Here is a 21,841-nt window from a genome sequence, read left to right as displayed (position 1 = left end):
GGGCTTCGGTTCCGTACGCGACCACTTGGTCGGGGTCGCGCCGCCGGCAGCCAGGTCCACGAGCACCGCCGCACGTCGCCGGTAGGACGGTCCGGACGCCGGCGCAGTCTGCATCAGCGCTTCCTGCAACGTCTGCTCGGGCACGCCGGCCGGCACACCTGGGGCGGGGCCGACAATGAGCGCCATGAACATCCTGCTGCACCTCGACCGGACCCTCGATGAGCTGGATCCGCCGCGCTGGCCGGATCCGCCCTCCGCCACGACCCACCTGGTGCGGACGGTGCACGCGCTGCGGCGCGTACCGCTGCACGGACTGCGGGCGGCGGATCTGCGGATGCTCGTCTCGCAGGGGGTGGCGCTGCCGTACGTCGTCCCACTCGCCGTGCGCCTGTTGCTGGAGGAGCCGTTGCTCGACGCCTGCTTCTACGAGGGCGACCTGCTGCTGGCCACCGTGAATGTGCCGGCGGCCGTCTGGGACCTGGCGCCGGAACTCGCGGAGCAGTTGTGTGCCGTCGTCTCGGCTCTGCCCGAGTCCGCGTACGGGCGTCGGCGGAGCTCCCGGTAGGGCCGGGCTACGCGGTGTCGGGGGCGGGGCGGCGGATGTGGCCCGTTTCGATGACCTCCGACGTTCCGTCGCGGTAGTAGTCCGTGTGCCTGGTGGCGTAGGCGTCGTCGAACACCAGCACCACCAACGGGACCGAGGTGTCCTCACGGCAACAGGTGCACGCCTTCACGAAGGAGAGGCGCAGCTTCTTGTAGACGGGGGCGCACTCGATGTGGCGGGACTTCACGTAGTTCTCCGCCGGGTCGGACGACTCCTCGGGAAGCCGGTACGTTTCCTCCGTCGACGCCGTGGCCGTCGTATCGGTCGTCCGGGCCTTCTTCACGATCCGGGTGACCGCCGCCTCGATGCGTGCGCCGGCCTTCGTTCTCCTCGCGACGTCCGCCGCCAGGCTCCCCTTGGCGTTGTACTGCTGGGACGTCTCCACGATGAACGTCTCTTTGACGGACGTGCTGTACGTGTACTTCTTCTCCTGGCCCGCGTTGATCTGCTGGACCGTGCCCCAGCTCCCCGGAAGTACGTACGCTTCGTCGAGGACTTGGACGCCGGACAGGTAGTACCTGACCCTGTCGCCGAAGAGCAGGTATTTCCTCCGTTCCGAATGGAGGATTTCAGGGGCACCGACACGCCATTGAGCGGCCCGGTCCACCTCGTACTGGGTATGCCATTTGAGGACTACCTCGGAAATACTCGCGATGTCGCCCTTGGCGAGGTAATCCGAGAACCCGAGAGTCATCGCCAGACCGACCTCTTGCCTGCTCGCCTCTCCGGTGACCATCACGGCCTTGAGCGCGGGGTTCACCTGCTGAAGCTCGCGGTAGAGCTCGGTGCCGCTCTTGACCGGCATCCGCTGGTCCAGCAGGGCGACCCGGATCGGGTGCTCCTGGACGGCCGCGAGGGCGTCTTCCGGCCTGCTGCAGGCCAGCACGCGGAAGCCGGTCTGCACGGCGATCAGGTCGGCGAGCTGATTGGCCATGCTGCGCGAGTCATCGACCACCAGTACCGAGTACATCGCCGTCCTCCTCTCTCCGGAAGGGCAACGCAACGGTGAACGTGACCTCGTCGCCGTCCACGTCCATCGTGATCTCGCCGCCCGCGTAGCCCTCGATCAGGCCCTTGCTCACGGACAGCCCCACGCCCTGATGCCCGTTCTTGGTCGTGTATCCCCGGTCGAACACCTCGCCGCCCGGCGGTCCGCTCGCGCACGTGTTGGAGATGGTGAAGGAGATGGCCTCCGGCCCTCTCGCGAATTCCACCGCGATCCGTCCACGCTCCGGAGACGCGTCGACGGAGTTTTCGAGAAGCGGCAGAAGTGCGGCGATGACGAAGTCGTTCGAGTATCCGGCGAAAGACTCGGGAATTTCACCGACCTCCGCGTTGATCGGTTTACCGGCCGCATCCGAGTAGAAATCGAGCGCCATGATCAGCGCGTCCGCACCCACGCCCGTGAAGGACTCCCCCACACCCTTCTGAAGGCTTCCGTAGTTCCTGTACGCGTTGATGAAGCACTTGCATATCTCGACGCCCTCCCGGATGCGCCGGACAGCGCGCTCCGCAGTCTCGTCCCCACCCGCCGAGAGGGACTCCATGGACAGCGCCGCGGCCTCGATCTGGGCCAGCGGGGTGCCGAGCGAGTGGGCGATCTCCTGTGTCAGCCTGGCCCGTTCGCCGCTCACGTCGGCCGAGCTCAGGTGGACGACGTCGGCTGTCACGTTGGTGACGCGCTGCGTCCGGCGCTTCATGTCCTGCCCCACCCGGAAGGCGATCTCATCGGGCAGGCGTTCAAGCAGCTCCGGGACCAAACGCTGAGACCTGGCCGCCTCCGACGCCTCGTACTCCTGCAGGCGCAGGATCTCCCGCATCGCCTCGATCGACCTGGCGAGTTCGTACGTCCTTTCGTCCGTCTGCCTGGACTGCCTGACGGCGAACCACATGGCCACCACCGCGACGACACCCGCAGTCCCCCCCGACAAGAGTCCGGTGACGGTCTCGCTCATGGCCCTCCCTCGGCAACGCGCCCAGATTAGGCCGCATTTCCCGGCGCCGTCACCGCACCGCCGAAACAAAGTGGGGGCGTGCCGCCCTCAACTCGCGCTGCCGGGACAGGCCGGCGGCAGGAGAAGTCGCGGCAAGGGACGACCCGTCAATCGAGGATGACCGGATTGGTGAGGGCGGCGACCTGCCCGCCGGGGTGGCGGACCTCGATGCGGACGAAGGCCGACCGCTCCGCCGTCGTGGTCCACCGCACTGCCCCCGTGCCGTCATCGGGCAGCGACGCCCGGTGGACCTCGCCCCGGTCGGTGTGGAAGCTGACGACCCCCGCCGGCACGCCTCGTACGGCCGCGCGGACCTCCACCCGCCCGCCCTGAGTCGCGAGGCGCTCGCCCAGCCCGGCGACCCGGCCATCGACGTGCGCGGTGAACGACCCTTCCACGTCCGCCGATTCGGCGATCCAGCTGCGGCCGGCGCGGATACCGGCCAGGACCGCCGCCACGCTCAGTTCCTCGGCGAGGACCACGGTGTGCGGGACCCCCATCTGCCCTTCCAGGTGGGTGTCGCTGTTGCCCATGGCCGGCCGCCACGAGCCCGTACGGACATCCGCTGCCAGGGTCCGCCCCCACTCGGCCAGGGTCGCCTCGTTGTCGGCGTTCCAGGGCCGGTCGGAAGCCCACAGACCGTTCCAGACCTCCACCACGTCGAAGCCGGGGAGCGGGAACATGAAGTCGCCCGACGGGTACGGCGCACGCGGGTGCGCGACCACGCACACGCCACCTGCCCGGTGGACCTGGTCCAGGGACTCGCCCAGCCGTCCGTCACCGGGCCGGTGGCTCCAGTCGACGACCTCGCCGGGGGCGACACCGAGGGCGAGCCAGTGCCCGGTCCGCGTGGTCACCTCCTCCCCCAGAAGGATCAGGAAGTCGTCAGCGGCCAGATGCCCCCAGGTGCCCGGCTTCGCAGCCGAGTTGTGCTCCGTCGTCGCGATGAAGTCGAGCTTGGCGGCGCGCGCCCCGGCGGCCAGCGCTTCCGGGGTGAGTGCTCCGTCCGAGTGAACGGAGTGGATGTGGCAGTCCCCCCGGTACCAGGCCGCTCCGCGCCCGACGGCTTTCGACGGCGGAAAGTCCGGACTCCGCATGAGCCCCCTCCACGGTCTGCGCCGGCACGTCGCGCGGGCCGGGCATGGCTGCGGGCGGCCACCTCGGTGGAACCGGGTGACCCGCCCGCATCGTGCTTCCTGAACCGCCGGCCTCCCCTACAGCACCGGCAGCAGTGCCTTCAGTTCGAAGGCCGTGACCTCGCTGCGGTACTCCTCCCACTCGCGCTTCTTGTTGCGCAGGAAGAAGTCGAAGACGTGCTCGCCCAGCGTTTCCGCGACCAGTTCGCTCTTCTCCATCAGGGAGATCGCCTCGCCCAGGTTCTGCGGCAGCGGTTCGATGCCCATCGCGCGGCGTTCCGCGTCGGAGAGGGCCCAGACGTCGTCGTCGGCGCCGGCCGGGAGTTCGTAGCCCTCCTCGATGCCCTTGAGGCCGGCGGCGAGGAGGACCGCGTACGTCAGGTACGGGTTGGCGCCGGAGTCGATGGAGCGGACCTCGACGCGGGCCGAACCGGTCTTGCCGGGCTTGTACATGGGGACGCGGATCAGCGCGGAGCGGTTGTTGTGGCCCCAGCAGATGTACGAGGGCGCCTCGCCGCCGGCGCCGGCGGCGCGGGACGAGCCGCCCCAGATGCGCTTGTAGGAGTTGACCCACTGGTTGGTGACGGCGGAGATCTCCGCGGCGTGGCGGAGGAGGCCCGCGATGAAGGAGCGGCCGACCTTGGAGAGCTGGTACTCCGCACCGGACTCGTAGAACGCGTTGCGGTCGCCCTCGAAGAGCGAGAGGTGGGTGTGCATGCCCGAGCCGGGGTACTCCGAGAACGGCTTCGGCATGAACGTCGCCTGCACGCCCTGCTCCAGCGCGACCTGCTTCATGACCAGGCGGAACGTCATGATGTTGTCGGCCGTCGACAGCGCGTCGGCGTACCGCAGGTCGATCTCCTGCTGTCCGGGCGCGCCCTCGTGGTGGCTGAACTCGACCGAGATGCCCATGGATTCGAGCATCGTGATCGCCTGGCGGCGGAAGTCCATGCCGACGTTCTGCGGGGTGTGGTCGAAGTAGCCGGAGCTGTCGGCCGGGGTGGGCCGGGTGCCGTCGACCGGCTTGTCCTTCAGCAGGAAGAACTCGATCTCCGGGTGGGTGTAGAAGGTGAAGCCCAGGTCCGAGGTCTTGGCCAGGATGCGCTTGAGTACGAAACGCGGGTCCGCGAAGGACGGTGAGCCGTCCGGCATGAGGATGTCGCAGAACATCCGGGCCGTGCCCGGCGCCTCCGCGCGCCACGGCAGGATCTGGAACGTCCCCGGGTCCGGCTTGGCGATCATGTCCGACTCGTAGACGCGCGCGAAGCCCTCGATCGCGGAGCCGTCGAAGCCGATGCCCTCGTCAAACGCCTGTTCCAGCTCGGCCGGCGCCACCGCCACGGACTTCAGATACCCGAGGACATCGGTGAACCACAGCCGTACGAACCGGATGTCGCGCTCCTCAAGGGTCCTGAGGACGAATTCCTGCTGCTTGTCCATAGCCACATCCTTGCAGTTCAGACGGTCCGTGCTCACCTCCCGGGGCTGGGGAGAGACTCCAGTATCACGACCCCGGATTTCCCCCAGATTACGCACCCGACGTGACATGGAGCACTCGGCCACCCACTACGATCGGCGCCCGTGGTGTGCACGGGCGGGAACCGCCCCGTCACCCACCCCGAGCCGCCCGGTCCCCGTCCCCCTTCGCAGAAGGACCACACACGAATGAGCTACGACCGCAGGGCCCGCATAGAGCAGATGCGCAACGCCGACCGCGCGCGGGACCGCCGCAACCGGATCCTGACCGTGAGCCTCGGCGCCGTCGTCGTCGCCGGGCTCGTCGCCTTCGGTTCGTACACGATCCTCGACAAGGACTCCGGCGGCTCGGAGAGTTCGATGACGGCCGACGGGAAGGGTCCCACGCCCTCCGCCGGTGAGAAGGACGAGAACCTGGCCACCGGGCCGATCGAGGGCGAGAAGTCCTGGGACGCGAAGAAGCTCACGCGCAACCACGTGACGGACGACGTCCACTACCCCATGAAGCCGCCGGTCGGCGGGGACCACAACCCGGTCTGGATGAACTGCGACGGCGAGGTCTACAAGAAGGCCATCCCCGACGTGAACGCCGTACACGCCCTGGAGCACGGCTCGGTCTGGGTGACGTACACCGGCGACGCCCCCGCCGCCGACGTCCAGAAGCTCGCCGACCGGGTCTCCAGGACGCCGTACTCGCTCATGAGCCCCTACCAGGACCAGGCCGGCGCGATCATGCTGAGCGCCTGGGGCAAGCAGGTCACCGTGGACGGCGCGGACGACCCGCGCGTGGCACAGTTCTTCGCGCACTACGTGCAGGGGCCGCAGACCCCCGAGCCCGGCGCCGCCTGCACGGGTGGCCTCGACGGCTCCTGACCGGTCCCCCTTTCGCACGGCCCGCCGGGACATCGCGTCAGTCAGACGATTAGAGTGGGTCGCGTGCCTCAACTACGCCTCGCACTGAATCAGATCGACTCGACCGTCGGCGACCTCGCCGGAAACGCCGAGGCGATCGTCCACTGGACCCGGCACTCCGCCGAACAGGGCGCCCACTTCGTGGCGTTCCCCGAGATGGTGCTGACCGGCTACCCCGTCGAGGACCTGGCCCTGCGGTCGTCCTTCGTCGAGGCGTCACGCGCGGCGCTGCGCGCGCTCGCCGCCCGCCTCGACGCGGAGGGCTTCGGGGAGATCCCCGTCCTCGTCGGCTACCTCGACCGATCGGAGTTCGCGGCGGAGCGCTACGGCCAGCCGGCCGGGTCTCCGCGCAACGCCGCCGCGGTGCTGCACCGCGGCGGGATCGCGCTGAACTTCGCCAAGCACCACCTGCCGAACTACGGCGTCTTCGACGAGTTCCGGTACTTCGTACCGGGCGACTCGATGCCGGTCGTACGCGTGCACGGCATCGATGTCGCCCTCGCGATCTGCGAGGACCTGTGGCAGGACGGCGGCCGGGTCCCTGCCGCGCGCGCCGCCGGGGCCGGGCTGCTGCTGTCGGTCAACGCCTCGCCGTACGAGCGGGACAAGGACGACACCCGGCTGGAACTGGTCCGCAAGCGCGCCCGTGAGGCCGGCTGCACGACCGCCTACCTCGCGATGATCGGCGGCCAGGACGAACTGGTCTTCGACGGCGACTCGATCGTGGTCGACCGGGAGGGCGAGGTCATCGCCCGCGCCCCGCAGTTCGCCGAGGGCAGCGTGATCCTGGACCTGGACCTGCCCGCCGCCCCGGCCGAGGCGCCGTCCGGCGTGGTCGCCGACGGACTGCGGATCGACCACGTGGTCCTCTCCGAGGAGCCGCTGCCGCCGTACGAGGCGGAGCTCGCCGGCGGTTACGCGGACCGGCTGGACGACGACGAGGAGCTGTACACCGCCCTCGTGGTCGGCCTGCGGGCCTACGCCGCGAAGAACGGCTTCACCAGCGTGCTCATCGGGCTCTCCGGCGGCATCGACTCGGCCCTGGTCGCCGCGATCGCCTGCGACGCGCTGGGCGCGCAGCAGGTGTACGGGGTCTCCATGCCGTCCAAGTACTCCTCGGACCACTCCAAGGGCGACGCGGCCGAGCTGGCCCGGCGCACCGGGCTCAACTTCCGGACCGTCCCGATCGAGCCGATGTTCGACGCGTACATGGGGTCGCTGGGGCTCACCGGGCTCGCCGAGGAGAACCTGCAGTCGCGGCTGCGCGGCACGATGCTGATGGCCATCTCCAACCAGGAGGGCCAGATCGTCCTGGCTCCGGGCAACAAGTCGGAGCTGGCGGTCGGCTACTCGACGCTCTACGGGGACTCCGTCGGGGCGTACGGGCCGATCAAGGACGTGTACAAGACGTCGGTGTTCCGGCTGGCGAAGTGGCGCAACCGGGCCGCCGAGGAGCGCGGGCAGACCCCGCCGATCCCGGAGGCGTCCATCACGAAGCCGCCGAGCGCCGAGCTGCGGCCGGGCCAGGTGGACACGGACTCGCTGCCGGACTACGACGTGCTGGACCGGATCCTGGAGCTGTACGTGGACCGGGACCAGGGCATCGAAGCGATCGTCGCGGCCGGGTTCGACCGGGCGCTGGTGGCGAAGACGCTGCGGATGGTCGATACGGCGGAGTACAAGCGGCGGCAGTACCCGCCGGGGACGAAGATCTCCCCGAAGGGGTTCGGGAAGGACCGGCGGCTGCCGATCACGAATCGTTGGCGCGAGGCGGTCTGAAGCCCGCGGATCTCTGATACGTGAGCCCGTCCGGGGCTGAGGGTTTGTCCTCGGCCCCGGACAGCTTGTTTTCGGCCGACGTCGCCGACGTCGCTGGTCGGGTGCGGACCGCTCGGGGCCGAGGTCCGTCCTCCGGACAGCTTGTTTTCGGCCGACGTCGCTGGTCAGCTGCGGCCCGCTCGGGGCGGAGGTCCGTCCGCAAGCGCCGGACGGGCTTGTCCTGGCCGGTCGCCGCTGATCAGTCGCGGCCCGTCCCGGCCGACGCCTTGTCCTCAAGCGCCGGACGGGCTGGATTCTGCGCGGCCCGGGCTCGAACGCGTCGCGCCACCACCTTCGACGTGCCGCCGTCCCGGTCCAGGGTGCCCGCTGTGACGGCGATGGCCAGGCCCGCCAGGGCCAGTACCGCGCCCACCAGGGCCGGGGACGTCCAGCCCCAGCCCGCGGCGATCGCCGCGCCGCCCAGCCACGCGCCGCCCGCGTTGGCCAGGTTGAAGGCGGAGTGGTTGGAGGCCGATGCCAGGGTGGGGGCGTCCTTGGCCTTGTTCATCACCAGCATCTGGAGCGGCGTGGTCGTCATGAAGCCCACCGCGCCCAGCAGCACCACCATCAGCAGCGCCGCCCACTTGACCTGGGCGGCCAGCGGGAAGACCGCCAGGACGACGGCGAGGGCGCCCAGTGACCCGTACAGCGTCGGGCGCAGCGCCCGGTCCGTGAGCGGACCGGCGGCCAGCGCACCCAGGGTCATGCCGATGCCGAAGAGCGCGAGCACCGGCGTCACCGCGGACTCTCCGAAGCCCATGGCCTTCGTGGTCATCGCCGAGAGGTACGAGTAGACCGCGAACACGCCGGCGAAGCCGAAGACCGCGGTGAGGAGTCCGAGCAGGACCTGCCGGCTGCCGAGCGCCCGCAGCTCGCGGCGTACGTCCTGCCGGGCCTCGACGGGGATCTGCGGGACGAGCCGGGCGAGGGCCGCCATCGCGCAGACGCCGATGGCGGCGACGACCAGGAAGGTGGCCCGCCAGCCGAGGTGCTGGCCGAGCAGGGTCGCGGCGGGTACGCCGACGATGTTGGCGACGGTCAGGCCGAGGAACATCGTGGCGACGGCCCGCGCCCGGCGCCCCTCGGGCACCAGCCGGGAGGCGACGACGGCCCCGACGCCGAAGAACGCGCCGTGCGGCAGACCGGCCAGCAGCCGGCCCGCGACCAGCCAGCCGAAGTCGGGGGCGAGCGCGGAAGCGAGGTTGCCGACGGTGAAGAGGGCCATCAGGAGCAGGAGCATCCGCTTGCGCGGGACGCGGGAGCCGAGGGCGGTGAGCAGCGGGGCGCCGATCACCACGCCGATCGCGTACGCGGACACGAGGTAGCCGGCGGTGGGGACGGAGGTGCCCAGGTCGTCCGCGACGTCGGGCAGCAGGCCCATCATCACGAACTCGGTGGTGCCGATGCCGAAGGCGCTCACGGCCAGCGCGAGCAGGGCCAGGGGCATGAGGAGAGACCTTTCCGCTTCAGGCCCCCGCCGCAGCCCGGCGAGACCCGGTCGGGGCCTGCGGACGTGCGGAAGGGGCGGGAGGGGACGTGGTCGTACGCACGCCCGCGCGGTCCGCCGGTCGGCGGGGCGCACGGCGGCGGACCGGCCTCGTCGCCGGCGACCTTGTTCCCGTACGGAACAAAGTCTCTCAGAGGAATGGTGCCATCCGGTAAACGGCCCGTTGCGTCGGACGAACGGTCCGTTGCGTCAGAGTTTGACGCGGGCGGCGATCGGGAGGTGGTCGCTGCCGGTGGCCGGGAGCGTCCAGGAGGACATCGGCTCGACGCCCTTGACCATGATCTGGTCGATCCGGGCCATCGGGAACTTCGCGGGCCAGCTGAACCCGAAGCCGTCGCCCGCCGCGCCCTGGGTGGAGCGCAGCTGCGAGGTGACCGCCTTGAGGGCGCGGTCGTTCATCGTGCCGTTGAGGTCGCCGAGCAGGGTCACGCGGGCGAGCGGTTCGTGGGAGATGGCCTTGCCGAGGGCGTCGGCGCTCTGGTCGCGCTGGTTGGCGGTGAAGCCGGCGTGGAGCTTGACCCGCACGGACGGCAGGTGCGCCACGTAGACCGCGAGGGGGCCCTCGGGGGTCGCGACGGTGGTCCGCATCGCGCGGACCCAGCCCATCTTCAGGTCCACCGGCCGGGTGTCGCTGAGCGGGTACTTGCTCCAGAGCCCGACGGTGCCCTGCACGGAGTGGTACCGGAAGCGGCCGGCGAGCGCCTTCTCGTACGCCGCCACCTTGCCGGCGGGCAGCTCCTGGAGGGCGACGACGTCCGCGCCGGAGCCCGCGACCTGGTCGGCGGTGGCGGCCGGGTCGGGGTTGTCGGCGTTGACGTTGTGCGTGGCGACCGTGAGGTCGCCGCCGGCGCCCGACTTGTCGAAGAACAGGCCGCCGAACATGTTGAGCCAGACCGCGACCGGCAGCACGAGCGCCACCAGGGCGGTCGCCGAGCGGCGCACCAGGCCCAGGACCAGCAGCAGCGGGATCAGCACGCCGAACCACGGCAGGAACGTCTCGGTGAGGCTGCCCAGGTTGCCGATGGTGTTCGGGATCTGGGCGTGGAAGGCCATCACGAGGGTCAGCAGGAGCGACCAGCAGGCCAGGACGATCCCGCGCCGCCAGACTCCGGGGTCCCGGAAGGTCCGGGCGAGTCTGTCGCGCAGGTCCCGGAAGCGGGAGCCGGTGCGCTGCGGTCCCACGCCGTTCCCGGTGTCCGCCCTGTACGCCTGCACCATCGCGCTGTCCTCACTGCCTTGCCGTACACATCGCCGCGCCCCCGACCCTAGGGGATGCGCGATGCCTTTCATGCCGCCCGTGGCGGTCGTACTGCCACGAGGACGTGGGAGGCGGCTCCGGCAGTTCCGGAGGAGAGGTGAATCACGGCGTCTGTGACGAAACGATCACATCTGTCCGCGCCGGGGCGCCAGACCCTCCATCGCCAGGGCGATGATGCGGTCGGCGAGGTCCTCGGGCAGCGGCGCGTCGGGCCGGTGGATGGTGCGCACGAGCATCGGGCCGAGGAACAGGTCGTCCATCAGTTCCACGTCCGTGTCGTCCCTCAGCTCGCCCGCCTCGACGGCGCGCCGGACGGCGGCGACCATGGCGAGGCGGCGGGGGGCGATCACGTTGCACTGGTACTCGTGCCACAGCTTGGGATGGCTCTTCATCTGCGCGAACACGTTGTGCAGCAGCACGGAGGAGCGCTGGGCGAGGCCGCGTTTGCGCATGGATTCGAGCAGGAGGCGCAGGTCGTCCAGGCCGCCGGTGCCGGAGACCTCGGGTTCCGGGGGCTCGATGGCGCGGAGCACGTCGACGAAGAGCTCCTCCTTGCCCGCCCAGCGCCGGTAGATGGTGGCCTTGCCGACCCCGGCGGTGCGGGCGATGCGCTCGATGGAGAGCGCGGCGAGGGGTTCACCGGCCTCCAGCAGCTCCACGACGGCGTCCAGGATGGCCGCCTCGGCGGCGGCGCTGCGCGGCCGTCCCCGGCGCGGCTCGGGGTCGTCGCCGGGTTCCGGGGGGCCGGAAACCTCGCCGGGCCGCTCGTCCGGTGCCTGATCCTGCACGTGAAACCACCTTTCGCCGCCCCCGATTCTCGCCGACGCGGAAGAGGGCCGGCCCCTGCGGGTGAACCGGTCCGCGCGACACGGCCCGGTTCACCCGGAAGGTTCAGCCGGACGTCATCGTTCGGCGCCCGCCGGAGCGGGGCGCTCCTCCTCGCGTGCGGACCGGGGCGCGGCGGGCTCGCGGCCCGGCAGCCACAGGGCGACGACGAGCGTGCCGATGAGGGCGACCGCGGCCGAGCCGAGGGCCGTGACGTGCATGGCGCCCATGAAGGCGTCGTGCGCGGCGGTGACCAGCGGGGCGCCCTCGGGGCCCAGCTTCTCCGCGATGGCGAGGGTGGCCTCGATGGACTCCCCCGCCGCGTCCCGGGCCCCTGAGGGCAGCGCGCCGAGGTGGTTCTCGATGTCGCCCCGGTAGACGGTGGACAGCACCGAGCCGAGCACGGCGATCCCGAGCGCGCCGCCGACCTGGCGGAACGTGTTGTTGACGGCCGAGCCGGAGCCCGCCTTCTCGCGCGGCAGCGCCTGCATCACGGCGACGGTGACCGGCGGCATGACGTGGGCCATGCCGGTGCCCTGGACGAAGAAGACGACGCACATCACCCAGACGGGCGTGTCGGCGTCGAAGAGGGCGAAGGCGGCCAGGCCGAGGGCGACGGCCAGCATGCCCGCCGTGCAGACGGCGCGGGCGCCGAAGCGGGCGACGACGAGCCGGGCGCGGGGCGCGAAGAGCATCTGGGCCACGGCCAGCGGCAGGATCAGCAGCCCGGACTGGAGGGCGCTCCAGCCGCGGACGCTCTGCATGTAGAAGGCGGAGAAGAAGGTGACGCCCATCAGCGCGAAGAAGATCAGCGCGATCGCGGCGACGGCGGCGGAGAACGCGGGCTTCTTGAAGTACGAGACGTCGATGGCCGGGCTGGCGCTGCGCTTCTCGTGGAGGACGAAGACCACGAGGACGGCGAGGCCGCCGAGGACCGGGAGGAGGACGGTGACGTCGGTGAAGTCGGCGAGCTCGCCGCCCCGGATGATGCCGTACACGAGCAGCACCAGGCCGATGATGGACAGCACCACGCCGAGCGGGTCGAGCTTGCCGGGCCGCGGGTCCTTCGAGTCCGGCACCAGCAGGACCATAGCGACCAGGGCGATGATCACCACGGGGACGTTGACCAGGAAGATCGAGCCCCACCAGAAGTGTTCGAGGAGCAGGCCGCCGGTGATCGGGCCGATCGCGATGCCGAGGCCGACGCTGCCGGCCCAGATGCCGATCGCCTTGGGCTGCTCGTCGCGCTCGAAGACGTTCATCAGGACGGCGAGTGTGGCCGGCATGACGAAGGCGGCGCCGAAGCCCATCAGGGCGCGCCAGGTGATGAGCTGGCCGGGCGAGTCGGACAGGGCGGCGAGGGCGGAGCCGATGCCGAAGAGGGTGATGCCGAAGAGCAGGATCTTCTTGCGGCCGAGGCGGTCGCCCAGCAGACCGGCGGTGAAGAGCAGGCCGGCGAAGACGAGCGTGTAGGAGTTGATCGCCCACTCCAGCTCGCTCTGGGTGGCGCCGATGCCCGTGGGCGAAGGGGAGGCGATCGTCTTGACGGCGACGTTCAGGATCGAGTTGTCCAGCACCACGATGAGCAGGCTGAACATCAGGACCACGAGAATCGCCCAGCGGCGGCGGTGGACCGCCTCCGGTATGTGGGGCACGGCAGGAGCGCCGGAGCCTGTGGACATGAGGAGCAGTCTAGGCGCATTGCGATACGAGACCGTCTCGTATTGTAAATTCTTTACCGAGGGCCAGTCCGAGGGCAAGGCCGCGCGGCCCACTTCCCGCGACCGGCTCCGGGATGCCACCATGGAAGCGGTCCGGGGACGCCGTCAGGGCGCCTCGAGATGACGAAGGAGCCACCTGCCATGTCGCTTCAGGCTGCGCAGAACCAGTCCGCCACCCCCGCGGGTGCCCCCTCCGACAGCAGCAAGGCGCTGTACGGGGGCAAGAGCAACCGCCGGGTCACCGTCCACGACATCGCCGCCGCCACCGCGCGCGGCGAGAAGTGGCCCATGCTCACCGCCTACGACGCGATGACCGCGTCCGTCTTCGACGAGGCCGGCATCCCCGTCATGCTCGTCGGCGACTCCATGGGCAACTGTCATCTCGGCTACGAGACCACCGTGCCCGTCACCATGGACGAGATCGCCATCCTGTCCGCCGCCGTCGTCCGGGGCACCAAGCGCGCCCTGATCGTCGCGGACCTCCCCTTCGGGGCGTACCAGGAGAGCCCGGTCCAGGCCCTGCGCAACGCCACCCGGCTCATCAAGGAGTCCGGTGTCGGGGCGGTCAAGCTGGAGGGCGGCGAGCGCAGCCACGAGCAGATCAAGCTGCTGGTCGACGCCGGGATCCCGGTCATGGCCCACATCGGCCTGACCCCGCAGTCCGTCAACGCGATGGGCTACCGGGTCCAGGGCCGGGGCGAGGAGGCCGCCCAGCAGATGCTGCGCGACGCCAAGGCCGTGCAGGACGCCGGCGCGTTCGCCGTCGTCCTGGAGCTCGTACCGGCCGAGCTGGCCGCCGAGGTCACCCGCACCCTGCACATCCCCACCATCGGGATCGGCGCGGGGCCGGAGACCGACGCCCAGGTGCTGGTCTACACCGACATGGTCGGGCTGACCGGCGGCAAGGTGCCGCGCTTCACCAAGCAGTACGCCGACCTGCGGCAGATCCTCGGCGACGCCGCGAAGGCGTACGCGGAGGAGGTCGTCGGCGGCACGTTCCCGGCCCCGGAGCACACCTTCCACTGAGTTCGCGGGGGTACGCGCCCGACGACCACCACCGGTAACGACGACAGCCCGCCGACTTCCCCCATCGGCGGGCTGTCGGCCGTTGTCGGTGGGGACGAGCGGGCTGTCGGCCGGCTGTCGGCGGCCTGTCGGTGGCGACTGGTCTGATGGTCGGCATGACGCGAATCGACAAGACCCCCAGGAACGGCGGGAACGGCGGGAACGCCGTAGAGGTGCGGGGACTGGTCAAGCACTACGGCGAGACCAAGGCCCTGGACGGCGTGGACCTCGATGTGCGCGAGGGCACCGTCCTCGGCGTGCTCGGCCCCAACGGCGCCGGCAAGACCACCCTCGTACGCTGCCTCTCCACGCTGATCACGCCCGACGCCGGGACCGCGGTCGTCGCCGGCTTCGACGTGGTGAAGCAGCCCCGCGCGCTGCGCCGCACCATCGGCCTCACCGGCCAGTACGCCTCGGTCGACGAGAAGCTCTCCGGCTGGGAGAACCTCTACATGATCGGGCGGCTGCTCGACCTGCCCCGCAAGAAGGCGCGGGCCCGGGCCGACGAGCTGCTGGAGCGCTTCTCGCTCACGGACGCGGCGAAGAAGGCCGCGATGGAGTACTCCGGCGGGATGCGCCGCCGGCTCGACCTGGCCGCCTCCATGATCGGCAGCCCGGCCGTCCTCTACCTGGACGAGCCGACGACCGGGCTCGACCCCCGGACCCGCAACGAGGTCTGGGACGAGGTGCAGCGCATGGTCGCGGAGGGGGCGACCGTGCTCCTCACCACCCAGTACATGGAAGAGGCCGAACAGCTGGCCAACGAGCTGACCGTCATCGACAAGGGCCGCATCATCGCCCGCGGCGGTGTGAACGAGCTCAAGGCCAAGGTCGGCGGCCGCACCCTGCAGATCCGCCCCTCGGACCCGGCCGAGCTGGCCCCGATGGCGCAGGCGCTGCGGGAGACCGGTCTCGACGGTGTCGCCGGCGCGCAGGCGGTCCCGGACGAGGGCCTGCTCTACGTACCGATCCTCAGCGACGAGCAGCTGACCGCCGTCATCGGCCTGCTCGGCGCCCGGGGCTTCTCGCTGGCGCACGTCGCCACCGCGCTGCCCAGCCTGGACGAGGTGTTCCTCGCCATCACCGGCGACAAGGCCACCGTCACCGACACAATTCCCGAGGAGGTCGCGGCATGAGCACGACGACTCTGAAGCCCACCCCCACCCACACGCCCGTCTCCGCGCCGGCCACGAAGCTCCACGACGAGGGCTCCATCGGACTGCGGAACAACCTGCGCCACATCGGGGCCCTGGTCCGGCGCAACCTGCTCCAGATCAAGAAGGATCCGGAGTCGATGTTCGACGCGCTGCTGATGCCCGTCATCTTCGTGCTGCTGTTCGTGTACGTCTTCGGCGGCTCGGTCGGCGGCAGCATGGGCGGCGGCCGGCAGGAGTACCTCGACTACCTGATCCCCGGTCTGATGGCGATGATGGGCATGAACATCGCCATGGCCGTCGGAAGTGGTGTGAACGACGACTTCCGCAAGGGGGTCATGGACCGCTTCCGAACGATGCCGATCGCGCGCTCCTCGGTGCTCATCGCCAAGATCGTGGTCGAGCTCGGCCGGATGATGGTCGCCACCCTCATCCTGCTGGGCATGGGCTTCGCCCTCGGCATGGACCTCCACGGCTCCGTGCTCGGCCTGATCGGGGCGATCGGCCTGTCGGCCGCGTTCGGCGCCGCGATCATGTGGATCTTCATCCTGCTCGGCCTGGCGATGAAGACCGCCCAGGCGGTTCAGGGCATGGGGATGCTGGTCATGATGCCGCTCCAGTTCGGCTCCTCGATCTTCGCCCCGCCCACCACGATGCCGGGCTGGCTCCAGTCGTTCACCGACTACAACCCGCTGTCGAACCTGGCCGACGCGGCCCGCGGCCTCATGATGGGCACCCCGCTCGGCCACTCGGTCTGGCTGACGCTCGGCTGGGCCGTGGTCATCACGGCGGCCGTGGCGCCGCTCGCGGTCTCCAGGTTCCGCAAGAAGTCCTGACGCTACGCGTCCTGCCCGGGATACGCGTCCACGAGGGCGGCGGCCTCCTCCAGGGAGAGGCCGCCGCCCTCGGCGTACGCGGCCTCGTAGGCGGCGTCCCCGAGCCGGTCCCGGACCAGTTCCTCGGCGCGGGCGAGGTTCTCGCGCTCCATCGCGTTCATGAAGTGGCCGTCGGGCAGGTGCGTCCGGCCGGCGCCCAGCAGCCGCGCCGCGATCCCGGCCCGTTCCTCGCCGCCGAGTCCGCCGAGCGCCCAGGCCAGGATGACCAGGTTGATCACCGCCATCTGCGGCGCGACCATCTGCGTCAGCGGGTCCCGTACGCCCTTCAGGGACTGCCGGCTCTTCTCCAGCGCGCGGGCGTACTCACCGTCCTGGTTGTCCAGCCAGGCCAGGCCGCCGAGGACGAAGCCCTCGAACACCGCCATGGTCTCGGACGCGAACTCCTCCTGGAGATGGGTGAGCTGCTCGCGCGCCTCGGCGGTGCGGCCGCACCGGCCCAGCCACATCGCGAGGAACAGCCGGGCCGCCGGCCTGGCCTCATGGCCGGTCTGCCGCTCGTCGGCCAGCACCTCGCGCATGACCGCCTCGCCCTCGGCGCCCCGGTCGAGCTCGGTGAGCACGGAGGCGTGGCGGATGCGGAGCACCGAGACCTGGGCCAGGGCGCCCAGCTTCCCGGCCGAGCGGATGGCGGCCTGGAAGTCCTCGGCCGCCCGCGCGTAGGAGCCCCGCTTCTCGTTGGCCTCGCCGCGCGAGGAGAGCGCCTCCGCCATGCCCCATTCGTCACCGAGCCGGGTGAAGATCGCCAGGCTCTCGTCGGCGTCCCGGTGGGCCTCCCCGGCCCAGTCGGGGCGGTTGGCCAGCACGTTGGCCCGCATCTGGAGGGCGGCGGCCAGCTCCCACTCGTAACCGAACTCCCGCGCGCCGCGCACCGTCTCGTCCAGCAGGTGGCGCAGGTCGGAGACGCCGCCGGTGAGCATCACGGCGTAGAACCAGAGCGAGGCGGGACTGCGGCAGGTCTGCGGCTGGCCGGCCCGGTACGTGGCGACGACGGCGCGCAGCCGGGCCAGGCTGGCCTCCTTCGTCCACTCGTCCATCGCGTGGTCCATGCTGACCAGCTGGACCAGGGTCACCTGCCGCCGCGCCTCCTCCAGCAGCTCCTGCCGCATGGGCGGGGGCGCGTCGGTGCAGCGCTCGTGGATGGAGGGCGCGGGCCGTACGGGCTCCGCGAACGGGTCGGGGCCGAGGGACGCCGCCGCGTCGGCCCAGTGCAGGGCGTCGCCGCGCAGGTTGCGGATCTGCCAGTACCAGGACAGGGACAGCACCATGCACAGCGCCTCCTGCTCGTCGCGGGCGGCGACGGCGTGGCGCAGCGCGATGCGCAGGTTCTCGTACTCGCGTTGCAGGAGCCGGATCGCGGCGAGCTGTCCGGAGCCGCGCAGCAACGGGTCGGTCGTACGGGCCAGCTCGCGGAAGAACACCAGGTGGCGGTGTTGGACGGCGTCCCGCTCCCCCGACTCGTCGAGGCGCTCCGCCGCGTATTCGCCGACGGTCTCCAGGAGCCGGTAGCGCATCCGGCCGTCGTCCGCCGGGGCGGCGACCACGAGCGACTTGTCGACCAGGGAGCCGAGGAGGCGGGCGACGTCGCCGGACCGGCCGGGTGTGCCGGCGCAGACGGACTCGGCGGCCTCCAGGGTGCAGCCGCCGGCGAAGACGGAGAGGCGGCCGAGGACGATGCGCTCGTCGTCGTCCAGCAGCTCCCAGGACCAGTCGACCACGGCCCGCAGGGTCTGCTGGCGGGGCAGCACCGTCCGGCTGCCGCTGGTAAGCAGGCGGAAGCGGTCGTCCAGCCGGTCCGCGATCTGCTGCGGCGTGAGCATCCGCAGCCGGGCCGCCGCGAGCTCGATGGCGAGCGGCAGGCCGTCCAGGCGGCGGCAGATCTCGGCGGTGGCCGCCGCCGTCGCCTCGTCCGCGTCCACCCGGAAGCCGGGGAGGGCCGCGGCGCCGCGCTCGGCGAGCAGGCGCAGCGCGGTCGGGTTCGGCAGCGGGTCGACCGGCCGCACCGCCTCGCCCGGCACGCCGAGGGGTTCCCGGCTGGTCGCGAGGACGGTGAGCCGGGGGCAGCGGGCCAGCAGGTGGTCGGCGAGGGCGGCGGCGGCCTCGATGACGTGCTCGCAGTTGTCGAGGAGGAGCAGCATGCGGCGGCGGGAGCAGTACTCCGTGAGCCGGGCCAGCGACTCACCGGCCGCGCGCTCGTCGCCGGAGGCCCGCTCGGCGGCCCGGAGCTCCCCGGAGCCGGCCCCGCTCAGCACGGTCTCGCGTGCCCCGAGCGCGGCGAGCACCGCCTCCGGCACCGCCTCGGGGTCGTCCACGGGGGCCAGCTCGGCGAGCCAGACGCCGTCGGGCCAGGTGGCGGCGTCGACGGTGTCCGCGACCTCCTGCGAGAGCCGGGTCTTGCCGGCCCCGCCGGGCCCGAGCAGGGTGACCAGCCTTCCCTGCGAGAGGTCGCCGCGCAGGGCCTCCATCTCGTGTTCCCGGCCGACGAAGCTGGTGAGCCGGGCGCGGAGGTTGCCCAGGGGGGCGGCGGCCGGTATCCGCGCGGGCGGCGCGGGCTCCTGCCGCAGCAGCTCCGCGTGCAGGGTGGTCAGTTCGGGGCCCGGGTCGGTGCCGAGGCGGTCCGCGATGACGTTGCGGACCTCGTCGTACGCGGCCAGGGCCTGCGCGGTGCGCCCGGCGTCGCGCAGAGCGCGCAGGCGGAGCGCCTGGAGGGGTTCGTCCAGGGGGTGCTCGCCGCAGAGCGCGGTCAGCTCGGGCAGCACCTCGGTGGCCCGGCCGAGCTTCAGCTCCGCGGCGAGCCGGTCCCGGCGGGCGTCGAGCCGGCGGGCCGTCCAGCGCGCGGCGGCGGCGTGCCGGTCGGGGAGGTCGGCGAGCGCGGGGCCCCGCCAGAGGGCGAGGGCGTCGCCCAGGAGGGCCGTCGCGCGGGCCGGGTCGCCCGCCGCGAGGGCCCGGGCGCCTTCGCCGGCGAGCCGTTCGAAGCGGAACAGGTCGACGGCCTCCGGCTCGGCGGCCAGCCGGTACCCGCTCTCCGCCGAGGCGACGGCGTCGTGCCCGATGGCCCGCCGCAGCCGCCCCACCAGGGCCTGGAGCGCGCCGGCCGCGTCGGCGGGCGGCTCGCCGTCCCACACCTCGTCCACGAGCACGGCGACCGGGACCGTCCGGCCGGGCCGCAGCGCCAGCACGGTGAGCAGCGCGCGCAGCCGCGCCCCGCCGACGGAGAGGGCCGTGCCGTCGTCGCGGAGTGCCTGGGTGGTACCGAGGATGCCGTAGCGCACGCGCCCATTCTCCGCGACCCGCCCCGGTGCCCGCACAGCCGTCCCGCCCCCGCTCGTCATGGCCCCCAGCCTTTCCGGTCCCGGGCCGGGAAGCGAACCGTTTCCGCCGTGTCGCCGTCAGCCCTCCGGCGTCGTGGGCGCCTTCGGCCCGACCGCGTAACCCGGTACGGACGGCCAGCGGACGGTGAGCACCACGGACTCCTCCTCGGCGATCCAGGAGTGGTCGACACCGACGCCCCACACCACGTAGTCGCCCTGCTCCTCCAGGAGCACGCTGCGCCCGGGCAGCTCCACCCGGAACCGCCCGCTGATGAGCACGAGCAACGCGGTCCGGCTTTCGCCGCGCACCCACTGCGCCCGCTCGTCGCCCACGGGATGGACGCCCCACTTGATCTCGACGTCCTCGCTGTGCCGGGGATCGCCCGCGTCCTTGAAGTGCCCGAGGATCCATCCCCGGTCGAGCGCCGCGTCCTTGCCGGCGTTGCCCACGTATACGTTGTCGTTCACGTGGGGGGACGCTAGCAGGGGCGTTCCGCCCGAGGGGGACGGCTACGCTCTGGCCCATGGCGAGCGCAGCGCAGCAGCGGATCAGTCCGGTCTTCCTCGGGATCGCCGCCGTGACGGCCGTGGCCGGGTGGGGGGTGTGGACGGACTTCGCGGCGCAGCCGGGGTTCGCGACGTTCCTGTTCGTGACCGGGGCGTGGGTCGTGTCGCTGTGTCTGCACGAGTACGCGCACGCCAGGACCGCCCTGCACAGCGGGGACATCTCGGTGGGGGCCAAGGGCTATCTGACGCTGAACCCGCTGAAGTACACGCACGCGCTGCTGAGCATCGTGCTGCCCGTGCTGTTCGTGATCATGGGCGGGATCGGGCTGCCCGGTGGTGCGGTGTTCATCGAGCGGGGGCGAATCCGCGGCCGGTGGCGGCACAGCCTGATCTCGGCTGCCGGGCCGCTGACCAACGTGCTGTTCGCGGTCGTGTGCACCGCGCCGTTCTGGCTGGACGCCCTGGACGGGGTGCCTCCCGCCTTCCGCAACGCGCTGGCGTTCCTGGCGATGCTCCAGGTGACGGCCGCCATCCTGAACTTCGTGCCCCTGCCGGGGCTCGACGGCTACGGGGTGATCGAGCCGTGGCTGTCGCACTCGGCGCGGCGCGCGGTCGAGCCGATCGCGCCGTTCGGGCTGATCGCGGTCTTCGCCCTGCTGTGGGTGCCCGAACTGAACCGGGCTTTCTTCGACGCGGTCGACGCGCTGCTGCGGGGTCTGGGCGTGCACGGGTTCTGGACCGACTGCGGCCTGGACGCGTACCGGTTCTGGCAGGGGGCGAGTCCGGTGTGCGAGATGGGCGGGTGAGGCCGTCCGGCCGCCCTTGACGCGGGTCACCGGCGGCGGGTGACCATGGGCCGTGACCCGTGACCTGTCGACACCGCCCGCCCTCGCCCCCGGCTCGCTCTCCGGCTCGCCCCAACCGGTGCTGCGCACCGCCGGCGGGCTGTCGCTGCGGCCTTGGGAGCGTGCCGACGCCCCGGTGTTCCTCGCCGCCTACGGGGACGCGGAGATCCGCCGCTGGCACACCCGCCGGCCCTCGACGGAGGATCAGGTCCGGGAGTGGTTCGACGCGTACCGGCAGGACTGGCAGCGGGAGCAGGGTGGTCACTGGGCGGTGACCGGCCACGACGGCGAGGTGTGCGGGCGGATCGCCCTGCGCGGCATGGACTTCGACGACGGGACCGCCGAAGCCGCCTACTGGGTGCTTCCCGCCGCACGCGGCAGGGGCGTGGCCTCCGGGGCCCTCGCAGCGCTCAGTTCGTGGGCTCTGGGCGAGGGCTTCTGGCGCCTCGAACTGGACCACTCGACGGGGAACGCCGCCTCGTGCGCGGTCGCGGCGAAGTGCGGCTACGCCCTGGAGGGTGTCAGGCGCAGTGCGGCCGTGCACGACGACGGACGCCATGACATGCACCTGCACGCGCGGGTCCGGGACCGGTGAGACCGGCGCGTCGGGCTACTCCGCGGACGCGGCCCCCGCCCGCCGGCGGCGCAGGTAGTACCAGGCCATGTTCGAGGAGAGGCCGACCAGCAGGACCCAGACGACGCCGATGAGCACGCTGCCCTGGACGAAGGACGTCACGGCCGCGGCGAGGGCCAGGACGCAGACGACGAGGGCGTAGAGGGCGAGGCGGGGCATGGGTGGCTCCTGTCGGGGGTGG

At 71.6% G+C, this 21,841-nt stretch carries 19 protein-coding genes; 8 read left to right on the top strand and 11 right to left on the bottom strand.

Features of this window, described 5'->3' with window-relative positions; all coding sequences use genetic code 11:
* The first annotated feature begins 184 nt into the window (after positions 1-184).
* A complete protein-coding gene (locus tag ACN6LM_RS13095; RefSeq protein WP_445065513.1) occupies positions 185-565 on the top strand; it encodes a contact-dependent growth inhibition system immunity protein in 381 nt (126 codons plus the stop codon).
* A 7-nt stretch (positions 566-572) separates the two neighbouring features.
* Here the strand turns inward: ACN6LM_RS13095 and ACN6LM_RS13090 are convergent, their stop codons facing one another.
* The 4 genes from ACN6LM_RS13090 to glnA form a co-directional block, all read right to left on the bottom strand.
* Complete coding sequence (locus ACN6LM_RS13090) at positions 573-1,574, bottom strand: response regulator (protein WP_445065512.1); 1,002 nt, start codon at positions 1,572-1,574, stop codon at positions 573-575.
* Positions 1,549-2,559: a sensor histidine kinase gene (locus ACN6LM_RS13085; protein ID WP_445065511.1), complete on the bottom strand. Its 1,011-nt coding sequence runs from the start codon at positions 2,557-2,559 to the stop codon at positions 1,549-1,551. The genes ACN6LM_RS13090 and ACN6LM_RS13085 overlap by 26 nt, the downstream gene beginning before the upstream one ends.
* Before the next feature lie 146 nt (positions 2,560-2,705).
* Positions 2,706-3,695, bottom strand: coding sequence for a CehA/McbA family metallohydrolase (locus tag ACN6LM_RS13080; protein WP_445065510.1), 990 nt, complete (start codon positions 3,693-3,695; stop codon positions 2,706-2,708).
* A 117-nt stretch (positions 3,696-3,812) separates the two neighbouring features.
* Entirely contained in the window at positions 3,813-5,174 is a 1,362-nt protein-coding gene (gene glnA, locus ACN6LM_RS13075; protein ID WP_018103490.1) for a type I glutamate--ammonia ligase, read from the bottom strand.
* Positions 5,175-5,399: 225 nt separating this feature from the next.
* Here glnA and ACN6LM_RS13070 point away from each other — a divergent pair, with 225 nt between their 5' ends.
* Both ACN6LM_RS13070 and ACN6LM_RS13065 read left to right on the top strand, forming a co-directional pair.
* Positions 5,400-6,083 carry a DUF3105 domain-containing protein gene (locus ACN6LM_RS13070; protein ID WP_445065509.1) on the top strand — a complete coding sequence of 228 codons (684 nt, stop codon included), beginning with the start codon at positions 5,400-5,402 and terminating at the stop codon, positions 6,081-6,083.
* Between the two features lie 63 nt (positions 6,084-6,146).
* Complete coding sequence (locus ACN6LM_RS13065; RefSeq protein ID WP_445065508.1) at positions 6,147-7,901, top strand: NAD+ synthase; 1,755 nt, start codon at positions 6,147-6,149, stop codon at positions 7,899-7,901.
* Between the two features lie 238 nt (positions 7,902-8,139).
* Here ACN6LM_RS13065 and ACN6LM_RS13060 read toward each other — a convergent pair whose 3' ends face one another.
* The 4 genes from ACN6LM_RS13060 to ACN6LM_RS13045 form a co-directional block, all read right to left on the bottom strand.
* A complete protein-coding gene (locus ACN6LM_RS13060; protein WP_445065507.1) occupies positions 8,140-9,387 on the bottom strand; it encodes an MFS transporter in 1,248 nt (415 codons plus the stop codon).
* Positions 9,388-9,636: 249 nt separating this feature from the next.
* Positions 9,637-10,665, bottom strand: coding sequence for an endonuclease/exonuclease/phosphatase family protein (locus tag ACN6LM_RS13055; protein WP_445065506.1), 1,029 nt, complete (start codon positions 10,663-10,665; stop codon positions 9,637-9,639).
* A 165-nt stretch (positions 10,666-10,830) separates the two neighbouring features.
* Positions 10,831-11,493 (bottom strand): TetR/AcrR family transcriptional regulator, encoded by a 663-nt coding sequence (locus ACN6LM_RS13050; protein ID WP_445065505.1) that lies wholly within the window; start codon positions 11,491-11,493, stop codon positions 10,831-10,833.
* 114 nt (positions 11,494-11,607) lie between these two features.
* Positions 11,608-13,212, bottom strand: a complete 1,605-nt coding sequence (locus ACN6LM_RS13045; RefSeq protein WP_445065504.1) for a DHA2 family efflux MFS transporter permease subunit — start codon at positions 13,210-13,212, stop codon at positions 11,608-11,610.
* 180 nt (positions 13,213-13,392) lie between these two features.
* Between ACN6LM_RS13045 and panB the strand changes: the two genes are divergently transcribed.
* The 3 genes from panB to ACN6LM_RS13030 all read left to right on the top strand — a co-directional run bounded on the left by panB (position 13,393) and on the right by ACN6LM_RS13030 (position 16,306).
* Entirely contained in the window at positions 13,393-14,277 is an 885-nt protein-coding gene (gene panB / locus ACN6LM_RS13040) for a 3-methyl-2-oxobutanoate hydroxymethyltransferase (RefSeq protein WP_365679536.1), read from the top strand.
* A gap of 146 nt (positions 14,278-14,423) precedes the next feature.
* A complete protein-coding gene (locus ACN6LM_RS13035; protein ID WP_445065503.1) occupies positions 14,424-15,452 on the top strand; it encodes an ATP-binding cassette domain-containing protein in 1,029 nt (342 codons plus the stop codon).
* Positions 15,449-16,306 carry an ABC transporter permease gene (locus tag ACN6LM_RS13030; RefSeq protein ID WP_445065502.1) on the top strand — a complete coding sequence of 286 codons (858 nt, stop codon included), beginning with the start codon at positions 15,449-15,451 and terminating at the stop codon, positions 16,304-16,306. Before ACN6LM_RS13035 ends, ACN6LM_RS13030 begins: the two co-directional genes overlap by 4 nt.
* A gap of 2 nt (positions 16,307-16,308) precedes the next feature.
* Here ACN6LM_RS13030 and ACN6LM_RS13025 read toward each other — a convergent pair whose 3' ends face one another.
* A complete protein-coding gene (locus tag ACN6LM_RS13025) occupies positions 16,309-19,635 on the bottom strand; it encodes a BTAD domain-containing putative transcriptional regulator (RefSeq protein ID WP_445065501.1) in 3,327 nt (1,108 codons plus the stop codon).
* Between the two features lie 117 nt (positions 19,636-19,752).
* Complete coding sequence (locus tag ACN6LM_RS13020) at positions 19,753-20,142, bottom strand: signal peptidase I (RefSeq protein WP_445065500.1); 390 nt, start codon at positions 20,140-20,142, stop codon at positions 19,753-19,755.
* A 56-nt stretch (positions 20,143-20,198) separates the two neighbouring features.
* Here ACN6LM_RS13020 and ACN6LM_RS13015 point away from each other — a divergent pair, with 56 nt between their 5' ends.
* Together ACN6LM_RS13015 and ACN6LM_RS13010 are read left to right on the top strand one after the other, a co-directional pair.
* Positions 20,199-20,987 (top strand): site-2 protease family protein, encoded by a 789-nt coding sequence (locus ACN6LM_RS13015; protein WP_445065499.1) that lies wholly within the window; start codon positions 20,199-20,201, stop codon positions 20,985-20,987.
* 52 nt (positions 20,988-21,039) lie between these two features.
* On the top strand, positions 21,040-21,621 hold the full coding sequence (locus tag ACN6LM_RS13010; RefSeq protein WP_445065498.1) for a GNAT family N-acetyltransferase: 582 nt from the start codon (positions 21,040-21,042) through the stop codon (positions 21,619-21,621).
* Positions 21,622-21,636: 15 nt separating this feature from the next.
* On the opposite strand, the gene ACN6LM_RS13005 is transcribed toward ACN6LM_RS13010, so the two are convergent.
* Positions 21,637-21,819: a hypothetical protein gene (locus tag ACN6LM_RS13005; protein WP_445065497.1), complete on the bottom strand. Its 183-nt coding sequence runs from the start codon at positions 21,817-21,819 to the stop codon at positions 21,637-21,639.
* Positions 21,820-21,841 lie beyond the last annotated feature (22 nt).

This window comes from Streptomyces sp. SAS_281 (assembly GCF_052542855.1).
The sequence above is the reverse complement of the archived record's forward strand: the minus strand, read 5'-3'. Positions and strand labels throughout refer to the sequence as shown.

Bases quoted from the DNA above. Each gene is read 5' to 3' on its own strand.
- panB (WP_365679536.1), top strand. From the start codon at position 13,393: ATGTCGCTTCAGGCTGCGCAGAACCAGTCCGCCACCCCCGCGGGTGCC.
- ACN6LM_RS13015 (WP_445065499.1), top strand. From the start codon at position 20,199: ATGGCGAGCGCAGCGCAGCAGCGGATCAGTCCGGTCTTCCTCGGGATC.
- ACN6LM_RS13030 (WP_445065502.1), top strand. From the start codon at position 15,449: ATGAGCACGACGACTCTGAAGCCCACCCCCACCCACACGCCCGTCTCC.
- ACN6LM_RS13070 (WP_445065509.1), top strand. From the start codon at position 5,400: ATGAGCTACGACCGCAGGGCCCGCATAGAGCAGATGCGCAACGCCGAC.
- glnA (WP_018103490.1), bottom strand. From the start codon at position 5,174: ATGGACAAGCAGCAGGAATTCGTCCTCAGGACCCTTGAGGAGCGCGAC.
- ACN6LM_RS13035 (WP_445065503.1), top strand. From the start codon at position 14,424: ATGGTCGGCATGACGCGAATCGACAAGACCCCCAGGAACGGCGGGAAC.
- ACN6LM_RS13080 (WP_445065510.1), bottom strand. From the start codon at position 3,695: ATGCGGAGTCCGGACTTTCCGCCGTCGAAAGCCGTCGGGCGCGGAGCG.
- ACN6LM_RS13085 (WP_445065511.1), bottom strand. From the start codon at position 2,559: ATGAGCGAGACCGTCACCGGACTCTTGTCGGGGGGGACTGCGGGTGTC.
- ACN6LM_RS13045 (WP_445065504.1), bottom strand. From the start codon at position 13,212: ATGTCCACAGGCTCCGGCGCTCCTGCCGTGCCCCACATACCGGAGGCG.
- ACN6LM_RS13005 (WP_445065497.1), bottom strand. From the start codon at position 21,819: ATGCCCCGCCTCGCCCTCTACGCCCTCGTCGTCTGCGTCCTGGCCCTC.
- ACN6LM_RS13060 (WP_445065507.1), bottom strand. From the start codon at position 9,387: ATGCCCCTGGCCCTGCTCGCGCTGGCCGTGAGCGCCTTCGGCATCGGC.
- ACN6LM_RS13055 (WP_445065506.1), bottom strand. From the start codon at position 10,665: ATGGTGCAGGCGTACAGGGCGGACACCGGGAACGGCGTGGGACCGCAG.
- ACN6LM_RS13095 (WP_445065513.1), top strand. From the start codon at position 185: ATGAACATCCTGCTGCACCTCGACCGGACCCTCGATGAGCTGGATCCG.
- ACN6LM_RS13090 (WP_445065512.1), bottom strand. From the start codon at position 1,574: ATGTACTCGGTACTGGTGGTCGATGACTCGCGCAGCATGGCCAATCAG.